The 12269-nt window shown below is 34.9% G+C and carries 9 protein-coding genes; 7 read left to right on the forward strand and 2 right to left on the reverse strand.

Annotated elements, in window-relative coordinates; translation table 11 throughout:
* Positions 1-301: 301 nt before the first annotated feature.
* Both LNP81_RS03980 and LNP81_RS03985 read right to left on the reverse strand, forming a co-directional pair.
* A complete protein-coding gene (locus tag LNP81_RS03980; protein WP_230033620.1) occupies positions 302-871 on the reverse strand; it encodes a 5-formyltetrahydrofolate cyclo-ligase in 570 nt (189 codons plus the stop codon).
* The gene (locus LNP81_RS03985) at positions 858-1850 is read right to left on the reverse strand and encodes a succinylglutamate desuccinylase/aspartoacylase family protein (RefSeq protein WP_230033621.1); all 993 of its coding nucleotides are present in this window, start codon (positions 1848-1850) and stop codon (positions 858-860) included. Before LNP81_RS03985 ends, LNP81_RS03980 begins: the two co-directional genes overlap by 14 nt.
* A gap of 135 nt (positions 1851-1985) precedes the next feature.
* Here LNP81_RS03985 and uvrC point away from each other — a divergent pair, with 135 nt between their 5' ends.
* The 7 genes from uvrC to LNP81_RS04020 all read left to right on the forward strand — a co-directional run bounded on the left by uvrC (position 1986) and on the right by LNP81_RS04020 (position 12261).
* Positions 1986-3779 carry an excinuclease ABC subunit UvrC gene (gene uvrC / locus LNP81_RS03990; protein ID WP_230033622.1) on the forward strand — a complete coding sequence of 598 codons (1794 nt, stop codon included), beginning with the start codon at positions 1986-1988 and terminating at the stop codon, positions 3777-3779.
* Positions 3780-3788: 9 nt separating this feature from the next.
* The gene (locus LNP81_RS03995) at positions 3789-6158 is read left to right on the forward strand and encodes a patatin-like phospholipase family protein (protein ID WP_230033623.1); all 2370 of its coding nucleotides are present in this window, start codon (positions 3789-3791) and stop codon (positions 6156-6158) included.
* Positions 6159-6464: 306 nt separating this feature from the next.
* Entirely contained in the window at positions 6465-7622 is a 1158-nt protein-coding gene (locus LNP81_RS04000) for a homogentisate 1,2-dioxygenase (RefSeq protein WP_055094003.1), read from the forward strand.
* A 225-nt stretch (positions 7623-7847) separates the two neighbouring features.
* Positions 7848-9008 carry a 4-hydroxyphenylpyruvate dioxygenase gene (gene hppD / locus LNP81_RS04005; RefSeq protein WP_230033625.1) on the forward strand — a complete coding sequence of 387 codons (1161 nt, stop codon included), beginning with the start codon at positions 7848-7850 and terminating at the stop codon, positions 9006-9008.
* 299 nt (positions 9009-9307) lie between these two features.
* Entirely contained in the window at positions 9308-10078 is a 771-nt protein-coding gene (locus tag LNP81_RS04010) for a DUF3108 domain-containing protein (RefSeq protein WP_230033626.1), read from the forward strand.
* A complete protein-coding gene (locus tag LNP81_RS04015) occupies positions 10078-11019 on the forward strand; it encodes a tryptophan 2,3-dioxygenase family protein (protein WP_230033627.1) in 942 nt (313 codons plus the stop codon). Before LNP81_RS04010 ends, LNP81_RS04015 begins: the two co-directional genes overlap by 1 nt.
* Before the next feature lie 21 nt (positions 11020-11040).
* Positions 11041-12261 carry a M23 family metallopeptidase gene (locus LNP81_RS04020; protein ID WP_230033629.1) on the forward strand — a complete coding sequence of 407 codons (1221 nt, stop codon included), beginning with the start codon at positions 11041-11043 and terminating at the stop codon, positions 12259-12261.
* Positions 12262-12269 lie beyond the last annotated feature (8 nt).

Here is a 12269-nt window from a genome sequence, read left to right on the forward strand (position 1 = left end):
GGATTTTTTATGTCAATTTAAGTCTTTAAACCATATAAGTGATATAAGTAAATTGAAGTCTGATTCGATTAAGTAAATATTTTATTTATAACACGAAGTATCCGCCCCTCATATTGTAGAGACGTACAGAATAAAATGTAAAAATTAAAAAAGATTAAAATTATAATAGATAAAGCTCTCATATTACAAACTTTGCGAACTTAAAATCATCACAAACTAAGCCTTATTTCTTTGCGATCTTTGCGGTAAAAAATCACATCCAGTTTTTATAATTACTTATATCACTTATATGGTTTAAAAACTAAAAACTATAAACCTTCTCAGGCGTAACACAATAATCCAACTTTACATCTGATTCAAAAACATCTTCTATTTCAGTTTCAGCTTCAAAAAAAGAAAGACCAATTTTAATCGTTTCCGGTTTACATTCGGCTAGGAATTTATCGTAAAAACCTTTTCCGTAACCAACACGATTTCCTGAAAGATCAAAAGCCAAAAGCGGTACAAAAACCACATCGATAGTTGCTGACGGAACCGGCAAACCATTTACAGGTTCCGGAATATTATATTCGTTTTTTTTGATTTTGGTATTATCCGTTAATAAAAAATGCGTCATTCCGCGAGTGTCAAAATCGCTTTTAGACACCACAATTTCTTTATCTTTTCCGGAAAGTAAATGCAAAATATATTCTGTATTTACTTCTTTTTGTTCTTCGATCGGGAGAAATACATGATAATACGTTTTATCCCAAATGGGTAATTTGATTAGATTATTGGCTATAGCCAAACTCTTTTCTTCAAGATCATCCAGAGAAAGTGCTGCCCGGAGATTTTTATAGTGTAAGCGTAATTCCTTTTTATTCTTCTGCATTTTCAGGATTATTATCGGGGCTATTTTTAGACATATGATAAATCGCATCGCCCTCATAAACTATGGGCGAATGATTGGCGTTGATGACAAAACCGTCATGTGGCGCTTTTACTTTCTGTTCAAATTTACCAAACGGATCCGTAATAATCGCCAGAATAGTTCCTTTGGTCACAAATTTTCCAATCAAATTATAATCGTGCAGCAAACCGGAACATTTAGCACGCAGCCAAACCGAATTTTTAATATAAATAGATTCTTCCTTTGCATACTCAACGACTTGTTTAGGATCAAGCATATTCAGATAATGCAACAAACGCTTCACTCCCATTACTCCTTCATTGGCAATTACATTATTTATATCTAATGATTTTCCGCCTTCAAAAAGCAACATTTTTATATTCGCCTTTTCGCAAGTATTCCTAAAAGAACCGTTGATGTTTTTAGAATATAAAGTAAACGGAGCATTAAAAACATCCGCTAGAATTTTTAATTCAGGATTGTTTTCGGTCACTCGAATTTGCGGAGCATTAAATCTACTCGCACCTCCGGCATGAAAATCGACCGCATAATCAATAATCGGTAAAACTTCGGCAACGATATGATACGCAAAACGACTCGCCAGCGAACCTTTTTTGCTTCCCGGAAAAACGCGATTTAAATCACGTCCGTCAGGAAACTCACGGGATTTATTTACAAAACCATACATATTGATAATCGGGATACAAATAATAGTTCCTTTTGCAGGACGATTAATTTTCTTGCTGATGATCTGGCGCACGATTTCAACACCATTAATTTCGTCGCCATGAATTCCGGCCGAGAATAAAACTACCGGACCTTCAATTTTTGATCGGCGTACAATAACCGGAATATTAAGCTTTGTTGTCGTATGCAGCCTCGCAATTTCAACATTTATTGTTTTATTTTCTCCAGGCAAAATCGATTCGCCAAAAATAACCAGGGGTGTACTATTTTTCATGTAGAATTATAAAATCTAAATATAGAAATTATTCTTTTGATTTCGTAAATTTGAAACTAAATCAGTGTTAAGCTTTTTTCCGGAATCAAAACAACTTTCGAAAATGCTTTTCAGCTCCTTCAGAAACAAAACAGAATGCAAAAACCGTCCTTAGATCTTCAAATCCAAACCCTGCCGGACAATCCTGGCGTGTATCAATATTATGATAAAGAGGGAAAGATCTTATATGTTGGAAAAGCCAAAAATTTAAAAAAAAGGGTTTCCTCCTATTTCAATAAAATTCACGACACGGCCAAAACAAATGTATTGGTTCGAAAGATTGTAACCATAAAACACATCGTCGTTCCTACCGAAACCGATGCTCTTTTGCTGGAAAACAATTTAATCAAAACCCTGCAACCACGATACAATGTACTGCTTCGTGATGATAAAAGTTATCCCTGGATTTGCATAAAAAGAGAACCGTTTTCGAGAATATTTTCGACCAGACGAATGGTCAAAGACGGATCAGAATATTTTGGTCCTTACACCAGTTTCAAAACCGTACATACTATTCTCGAATTAATCAAGGAATTGTATCCGCTTAGAACTTGTAATTATGATTTAAGTAAATCCAACATCGATTCAGGTAAATTCAAAGTTTGTCTCGAATACCATATTGGCAATTGCAAAGGTCCTTGCGAAGGTCTTGAACCACTTGAAGAATATCAAAGACAAGTCGATGCGATCCGCGAAATCCTGAAAGGGAATTTTAAAGAAAGCATGAAAGATTTTAAGCGATTGATGAACCAATATGCTCAGGATTTACGTTTTGAAGAAGCGCAGAAAATCAAAGAAAAAATAGAAGTTCTCGAGAATTACCAATCGCGATCTACGATTGTAAACCCCAAGATTACCAATATCGATGTTTTTTCGATCGTGTCTGACGAAAGTACTGCTTATGTCAACTTTCTTCAAATTTCGCACGGATCGATCATTCGTTCGCATACTTTAGAAATGAAGAAAAAGCTCGATGAAACCGATGAAGAATTGTTAGAACTGGCGATTATCGAACTTCGCGAACGTTTTCAGTTACTTTCAAAAGAAATCATTGTTCCGTTCGAAATGAATTTGGGCGAAAACATCAAAACAACCGTACCGCAATTGGGTGACAAAAAACAAATTCTGGATTTGTCGATTCGTAACGCCAAATTTTACAGAATCGAACAGCTCAAACAATTGCAAATTGTAGATCCGGACCGACACACCAATCGTATCATGGCGCAAATGCAAAAAGACTTGCGATTGCCTGTTGAACCACGCCATATAGAATGTTTTGATAACTCGAATATTCAGGGAACAAATCCCGTTGCGGCCTGTGTCGTTTTTAAAGACGGAAAAGCCAGCAAAAAAGATTACCGTCATTTTAATGTAAAAACCGTCGAAGGTCCGGACGATTTCGCCTCGATGACCGAGATTGTCTATCGCCGTTACAAAAGATTATTAGAAGAAAACCAACCTTTGCCGCAATTAATCATCATCGATGGTGGAAAAGGACAACTTTCTGCCGCATTAAAAAGTATCGATGCATTAGAATTACGCGGAAAAATTGCCATTATCGGGATTGCAAAACGTCTCGAAGAATTATTTTATCCCGGAGATTCTATCCCATTATATCTCGATAAAAAATCCGAAACATTAAAAGTAATTCAGCAATTACGAAACGAAGCGCATCGATTCGGGATCACTTTTCATCGTGATAAACGAAGTAAAGCAGCCCTGAATTCCTCAGTAGAAAGCATTCCGGGCATTGGCGAAAAAACCATGCTTACGTTAATACAACATTTCAAAAGTGTTAAAAGATTGAAACTCGCAACCGAAAAAGAAATATCTGATGTCGTTGGTGTATCAAAAGCCAAAAAAATTGTCGACTTTTACAAAACCAACTAGTTATTTTTTATGCGCCCAATCCAGCTGTCCATTTCAAATACTCGGTCAAAACGATTTTTTTCTATTGCAAAAAAAGGAGCTTCTAAAGTCGCTCTTTTTTTACAGGAAAAAATATCGTTTTGCCTCTCGCAGTTTTCCATTTCCATCTGGGGCGTACAGTTGGTGCTTTTCACGCTTTTATTTTTCAACACACAAAACTCTTTTTCACAAGAAAATACCGAAAAGGCAAAACAGGACGAAGCCAAAAGACCCAAAATAGGTTTGGTTTTAAGTGGCGGAGGCGCAAAAGGATTTGCACACATAGGAGTTCTAAAAGTTCTCGAAGAAGCCGGAATCAAAATCGATTATATTGGCGGAACCAGCATGGGATCTATCATTGGCGGACTTTATGCTTCCGGTTACAACGCCACTCAAATTGATTCGATTTTTAAAAGAACCAATTTCGACGAACTTATAAATGACTACATTCCGCGTTCCTCAAAAAACTTTTACGGCAAAAAAAATGACGAATTATATGCGATAGTTTTACCATTCAGCAATTTTAGAGTCGGGATTCCAGAGGCACTTTCAAAAGGAATGTACAATTACAATTTACTAAGCAGTCTTACCCGTAACGTGCGTCATGTACGTGATTTTAATAAACTTCCAACTCCGTTTTTATGTATTGGTACCAATATCGAAACCGGCGAAGAAGTTTTACTAAACAAAGGGAATCTGGTCCAGGCCATGATGGCAAGTGCCGCTTTTCCATCCTTATTTACTCCCGTAGAAATCGACGGCAATTTATTGGTCGATGGCGGTGTAGTAAACAATTATCCTATTCAGGAAGTTCGCAATCTTGGCGCTGATATTATTATTGGTGTCGATGTTCAGGACGATTTAATGAAACGAAAAAACCTGAAAAACGCTACCCGAATATTAGTTCAGATTACCAATTTGCAGTCGATTGATAAAATGAAAAACAAAATAAAAGATACTGATGTTTATATCAAACCAGACATTCGTGATTATGGCGTTATTTCATTCGACAAAGGCGAACAAATTATCAGAAAAGGTGAAGAAGCCGCTTTTGCCGTTTACGAAAAAATTAAAACATTGGTAAACGAAGACAATTTTTACAAAAAACCAAAACTAAAAATTGCTACCGATACCATACAAATAGAGAAAATAAATAGCGACAAACTAGACAATTATACCAGAGAATACATTCGCGGAAAACTTCGTTTCAAACCAGGAAGTACCATTACATACGATGATCTTAAAGCAGGAATCAACAACTTAAATGCTACTCAAAACTTTAGCGCGATCTCTTATTGCCTGCAACCAGATGGCACAAAAGACGATCTTGATTTGGTTTTAAAAGAAAATCCAACACAAACCTACCTTAAACTTGGGCTGCATTATGACGGACTTTATAAAAGTGCTATACTATTAAATCTTACTCATAAAAAAACATTTCTAAAAAATGATGTAACATCGCTGGACATTATCCTTGGCGACAATTTCAGGTACGATTTAAACTATTATGTCGAAAATGGTTTCAACATTAGCTTTGGGTTTCGTTCAAGAATGAATCAGTTTAATCGAAATGTAACAACGAGCATTAGTAATTTGTTTGCTCAAAATTCAAATGTAAATTTGATTAATGTCGATTTTTTAGACATCACCAATCAGGCTTATTTTCAGACCATCTTTGTACAAAAGTTTTTAATGGGTGGCGGTCTGGAATATAAATACCTAAAAATAGACTCGCCAACTCTTTCTAACACAGAAAATACTATCGAGAAAAGTAATTATTTCAGCCTTTTTGGATATTTAAAATACGATTCGTTCGATAATAAATATTTCCCTCATACTGGTTTATATTTTTCCGGAGAGTTACAAACCTATTTGGCATCATCAGATTATACGAAACAATTCAAGCCTTTCTCGATTGCAAAAGCCGAGATTGCTATTGCGAGAACTTTATTCAGGAAAGCCACCATTAAAATTGGAGCCGATGCAGGATTTAATATTGGCAGTGACAGCGTTCCGTTTTTCGATTTTATACTAGGAGGCTTTGGATACAGCAAAATCAACAACTTTAATTATTTTTATGGATACGACTTTCTAAGCATTGCCGGAAATAGTTTTATAAAGGCCGAAATTAATTTAGATTACGAAATTTTAAAAAAGAATCACATTAACTTTACTGCCAATTTCGCCAACTTAGGCGATGATATTTTTACTGGTGTCGACTGGGTTTCTATGCCTAAATATTCAGGATATGCTGTAGGTTACGGCTTAGAAACAATTATTGGCCCAATCGAGATCAAACAATCATGGTCTCCTGAAATGTCTAAAAGTTTTACATGGTTTAGTATCGGGTTCCAATTCTAATACATTTAAGCTAAAACATTAACCCAATAAATATTAATATTTTATACTTAAAAATATTTTTAATGTTTTTTTAGCGTTAATAATTAATACAATATATAATTTAAATCAATAAAAATTACGACATTTGTTATAATGAAAACAAAATGGACAGGTTTATTAGAGTATCTTCAATTCCTTATCAAGAGAAATCCTGAATAAAACTACCGAATTGAGATAATTAGGCAATGACAACATTGAGCTAATTATCTGTTCACACAATTCAAATTTTTCGAATTATCTAATTTACAATTATCTAATAGAAAAGCCATGCCATTATATCATAAACTCGGAAACTTTCCTCAAAAAAGACACACCCAATTCGAAAAACCCAACGGAGGTTTTTATTACGAACAATTATTTGGCACCGAAGGTTTTCACGGACACTCATCATTGTCTTATCATGTTCACAGGCCTACACAGGTTAAAGAAATTTTAAACTCTTATTCGGTTGAACCAAAAATTGCAATCGGAAAAAATATAAAATCATTACTTTTTAAAGGTTTCGAATTGAAACCTGAAAATGATTTTCTGGACAGTCGCAAAGCCATGTTGGTCAATAAAGACTGTATCATTGGTTTAGCTGCTCCAAAAGAATCACTTCGAAATTATTTCTATAAAAATGCCGATGCCGATGAAATGCTTTTCATCCATAAAGGAAAAGGAAAACTAAGAACCATGTTAGGGAATATTCCTTTTGAATATGGAGATTATTTGATCATTCCAAGAGGTATTATTTACCAAATAGAATTTGAAACAACAGAAAACCGACTTTTTTATGTCGAGTCATATTCTCCTTTTTATACTCCAAAACGTTATAAAAACCAATCAGGACAACATTTAGAACATTCTCCATTTTGCGAGCGTGATTTTATTTTACCAAACGAACTGGAAACGCATGATGAGAAAGGTGATTTTTTAATTAAAATCAAAAAAGAAGGAATGATTCACGAAGTAGTTTATGCCACACATCCTTTTGATGTTGTGGGCTGGGACGGCTACAATTTCCCATACGGATTCTCGATTCATAATTTCGAACCTATAACGGGACGTGTTCACCAACCGCCTCCGGTACACCAAACTTTTGAAACGGCCACTTTTGTCGTTTGTTCATTCTGCCCTAGACTTTACGATTATCACCCGAAAGCAATTCCGGCGCCATACAATCACAGCAATATAGATTCAGACGAAGTGCTATATTATGTAGATGGTGATTTTATGAGCCGTAATAATATAGAGCAAGGTCATATCACCTTACATCCAAAAGGAATTCCGCATGGTCCCGCACCAGGCGCAATGGAACGCAGCATTGGTCATAAAGAAACCCACGAATTAGCCGTTATGGTTGATACTTTCAGACCACTTATGGTAACCGAAGAAGCAATGGGATTAGATGATGGGCAATATTATAAATCCTGGACTGAATAATTAGCGAATCGATTTAACCGCAAAGTCCGCAAAGGATTTTACGCAAAGTTCACAAAGATTTCCTAGCTAAGTTTTATCAAAACAAGTTCACAAAGCTTTGCGTGCTTTGCAATTTTACAAAATCTTACTGATAAAATTCTTAGCGGACTTTGCGGTAAAAAAAAATCTTAAAAAAACATTTCGGCACATCAAATAAACGATTAACCGATTAAACAAATAAACACAATGAGTAAAGAAGTAAAATCAGTAGAATACGGTTTAGAAAAAATCTTCGAAGGAGCACAAGATTTCCTTCCATTATTAGGAACCGATTACGTAGAATTCTATGTAGGAAACGCAAAACAATCGGCACATTATTACAAAACAGCTTTCGGATATCAGTCATTAGCATACGCAGGATTAGAAACCGGAGTTAGAGACAAAGCCTCTTATGTTTTGAAACAAGACAAAATCAGAATTGTTCTGACGACGCCTTTAACACAGGATTCGCCAATTCACGAACACCTAAAAAAACATGGCGATGGCGTAAAAGTTGCCGCTCTTTGGGTTGAAGATGCCAGAAGTGCTTATGAAGAAACCATGAAACGTGGTGCACGTTCGTTTATGGAACCAACTGTAGAATCAGATGAATTTGGAGAAGTGGTTCGTTCAGGAATTTATACTTACGGAGAAACAGTTCACATTTTCGTAGAAAGAAAAAACTATAATGGTGTTTTCCTTCCAGGTTACAAAGAATGGAAATCAGATTACAATCCTGAACCAACAGGTTTAAAATACATTGACCACATGGTTGGTAATGTGGGATGGAACGAAATGAATACCTGGGTAAAATTTTACGAAGAAGTAATGGGATTCGTAAATTTCCTTTCGTTTGATGACAAACAAATCACTACAGAATATTCTGCATTGATGAGTAAAGTAATGTCTAACGGAAACGGAAGAATTAAATTCCCAATCAATGAACCGGCAGAAGGAAAGAAAAAATCTCAAATAGAAGAATATTTAGATTTCTACGGAGGTCCCGGAATTCAGCATATTGCAATTGCAACCGATGACATTATTAAAACCGTGTCTGAATTGAGAGCCCGCGGGGTTGAATTTTTATCTGCTCCTCCTCATACTTATTACCAAGCAATTCCTGAAAGATTAGGAGTTCATATGGATATGATGAAAGAAGATATTAACGAAATTGAAAAATTAGCCATCATGGTCGATGCCGATGAAGATGGTTACTTATTACAAATATTTACGAAGCCAGTTCAGGACAGACCAACGCTTTTTTTCGAAATTATTCAAAGAATGGGAGCAAAAGGATTTGGCGCAGGGAACTTTAAAGCGCTTTTTGAGTCGATTGAGAGAGAGCAAGAATTGAGAGGAACACTATAAAATCATAAAATTTTTACATCAAACAGCATAATTCTCTGTAAAACGATAGTTTTTATGCAAATTTTATGTTAAACTTACCTTTTGCTATTTCTTTTTTGAATTTTCTATATATCTTTGCACTCGCAAATCAAGAAGGGGTGGTTTCCTTCTGAATTGATATAAATTTCATAATTTATAGTTTTTTGGTTAGTTAATAGCATAAAAACTCAGTCATTCCTTGACTGAGTTTTTTTGTTTTGGTACATTTGGAATAGAATTTGCATTTCTTTATCTTTATAATAAAATGTAAATATTGTACTATGAAAAAATTAATCCTACTTATATTAATTCTCACCTCAATGAGCTTCGACACCTTCAAAGAAGATGCTTTTGATACTGGAGAATACTTTAAATTCCGCATTCATTACGGAATTATAAACGCAGGTTACGCCACACTTGAGGTAAAAGACGCCACAATAAGCAATAAAAAAGTATTTCATGCTGTTGGTAAAGGTTTTACAACCGGAATGTCAAAACTATTTTTTAAAGTCGAAGATTTATACGAAAGTTATTTTGACAAACAAACCGGAAGTCCCTATCGATATGTTCGAAAAATCAATGAAGGCGGTTACACAAAAGATCAGGAAGGCTTCTTTAACCAAAATGAAAACAGAGTTCTTGTAAAAGATTACAAACGCAAAACCGAAAAGACAATTGTAACCTCAGAAAATGTCCAGGATATTATCTCGTCTTTTTATTACTTAAGAAATCACCCTAATATTGACAAACTTAAAACAGGTGAAGCGATTACAATAGATATGTTTTTTGACGATGAAATCACAAAATTTAAGTTAAAATATGTAGGTCGTCAAGATATTACAACTAAATTTGGAACCGTTTCTACAATGATGTTTAAGCCTTTGGTACAAACAGGACGCGTTTTTAAAGAAAAAGAAAGCGTAACACTTTGGATCACAGATGACGACAACAAAGTTCCTGTTAGAATAAAAGCAGATCTTGCTGTAGGTTCACTTAAAGCAGATCTTGACGAATATAAAGGATTAAAAAATCCGTTTAAAGTAAAAAAATAATGAATACCACAGATCATTCTGAATCAATTTTAAAGGAAATTGACCTTAAATTTCAAGCAATAAATCAAAAAACTGAGGTTCAATTAGAGGGATTGCTTTGGTCAAAACCAATTACTTATTGGGACTACATTCAGACTGATGCGCTGCTAAATTTACAAATACAACGCACCACGCTTCCTGACGAAATGGTTTTTATCATGTATCATCAGGTAAACGAACTGATCTTTAAAATGATCTTATGGGAAATCGACCAAATTGCCGAAACGCAAAACATTCAGGTTGATTTTTTTAGCGAAAGACTATCCAGAATAACCCGTTATTTCGACATGCTGACCAATTCGTTCAGCATTATGGAAAACGGAATGGACGTTGATCAATACATGAAATTCAGAAATACACTAACTCCTGCAAGTGGTTTTCAAAGCGCACAATATAGATTGATCGAATTTGCCTCGACAGATGTCATCAATTTAACGGATCGCAGATACAAAGATAATTTTGACGAGAATACAGATTTAGAAACCAGTTTTGAACATTTGTACTGGCAGGCTGCCGGAAAAGATTATCATACCGGAGAGAAATCATACTTGCTTAAAGAATTTGAAAATAAATATAAAGATCAATTTCTGAGACAAATTTCTTCATTCAAAACAAAAAATATCTGGCAGAAATTCACACAACTTCCTATCGAAGATCAGCAAAACCAAGAATTAATTGCGGCCATGCGTCATTATGATAAAACGGTGAATATCACTTGGGTTATGCAACATTTAAATACTGCAAGAAAATATATTTTAGAAAGCGGAAAAGGCAATGGTGAAGCCACAGGAGGAAGTGACTGGCAAAAATATATGCATCCAAAATACCAAAGACGCATCTTTTTTCCTAAATTGTGGACCGAAGAAGAATTGTCCAATTGGGGAAATGAAACAACCACTTAATTTCCTAAAAAAATTTAAAGTTTGAAAAAAGCATTCGTACTTATAACCTTATTATTATCAATAGTTTCATGTAATAAAACCGCTGAAAAAGTTGAAATCAAAATCACTAAACCTAAAGCAAAAAAGGTAGAATTTGGTTTTAATTACACTGATTTTAATGTGGTTCAGGATACTATAAAAAAAGGAGATTCTTTTGGATCGATCATTCAAAGCCAAAATATTGGAGACAAAAAAGTCTTTGATGTTGTGGAGCAAATCAAAGATTCTTTTAATGTAAGAACTATTCGATACAACAAACCTTATACTATTCTTCGATCAAAAAATAAAACAAACAAACTACAGGTTTTTATTTATCAGCCTGATGCATTATCTTATTATGTAATCGATTTTCGCGATAGTATTGCAAAAGCGTATAAAAAGGTAAAACCCGTTACACTTAAACGTAAAATTATTGGTGGCGTTTTAAAAAGTTCATTATCTGAAACTTTAGGAAATGAAAGCGTAGAAACAGCACTTGCCAGCAGAATTACAAAAGTATTCTCATGGTCTATTGACTTCTTTAAACTTAAAAAAGGAGATCGTTACGGATTGATTTTTACCGAACGTTTTATAAACGGAAAAACGTACGACGGAGTTGAAGATCTTGAAGCTGCTTTTTTTGAATACAAAGGAAAGATCATTTATGCTTTTCCGTTTGAAAAAGATACACTTTCAGGAAAAGTAGAATATTATGATAATGAAGGAAAAACATTGAAAAATTTCTTCCTGAAAACACCAATCAAATTTAGCCGAATCACTTCAAGATTTACCGCAAATAGGTTTCACCCAGTTCAACATACCTGGAAAGCACACAAAGGAACAGATTATGCTGCTCCTACCGGAACGCCAATTTCAACAACAGCATCCGGAGTTGTAGAAGCAACAGGATACACAGCAGGAAACGGAAACTTTGTAAAAGTAAAGCATAACGGAACCTACTCGACTCAATATTTACACATGTCGAGAATTTTAGTAAAACGCGGACAAAGAGTTACACAAGGACAAACCATAGGATTAGTAGGAAGCACGGGATTAGCAACAGGACCTCACGTTTGCTACCGCTTCTGGAAAAACGGAGTTCAGGTTGATGCCCTTAGATTGAATTTACCTACCGGAGAATCCCTGACAGGAAATGACAGAACTCGTTTCATGAAACAAATTGAACCTTTGAAAAGGGAATTAGATAGTATTGGGAATTTGTAAATTTTGAT

Source organism: Flavobacterium piscisymbiosum, assembly GCF_020905295.1.
Taxonomy (GTDB): domain Bacteria; phylum Bacteroidota; class Bacteroidia; order Flavobacteriales; family Flavobacteriaceae; genus Flavobacterium; species Flavobacterium piscisymbiosum.

Bases quoted from the DNA above. Each gene is read 5' to 3' on its own strand.
- LNP81_RS03980 (WP_230033620.1), bottom strand. From the start codon at position 871: ATGCAGAAGAATAAAAAGGAATTACGCTTACACTATAAAAATCTCCGG.
- LNP81_RS03985 (WP_230033621.1), bottom strand. From the start codon at position 1,850: ATGAAAAATAGTACACCCCTGGTTATTTTTGGCGAATCGATTTTGCCT.
- uvrC (WP_230033622.1), top strand. From the start codon at position 1,986: ATGCAAAAACCGTCCTTAGATCTTCAAATCCAAACCCTGCCGGACAAT.
- LNP81_RS03995 (WP_230033623.1), top strand. From the start codon at position 3,789: ATGCGCCCAATCCAGCTGTCCATTTCAAATACTCGGTCAAAACGATTT.
- LNP81_RS04000 (WP_055094003.1), top strand. From the start codon at position 6,465: ATGCCATTATATCATAAACTCGGAAACTTTCCTCAAAAAAGACACACC.
- hppD (WP_230033625.1), top strand. From the start codon at position 7,848: ATGAGTAAAGAAGTAAAATCAGTAGAATACGGTTTAGAAAAAATCTTC.
- LNP81_RS04010 (WP_230033626.1), top strand. From the start codon at position 9,308: ATGAAAAAATTAATCCTACTTATATTAATTCTCACCTCAATGAGCTTC.
- LNP81_RS04015 (WP_230033627.1), top strand. From the start codon at position 10,078: ATGAATACCACAGATCATTCTGAATCAATTTTAAAGGAAATTGACCTT.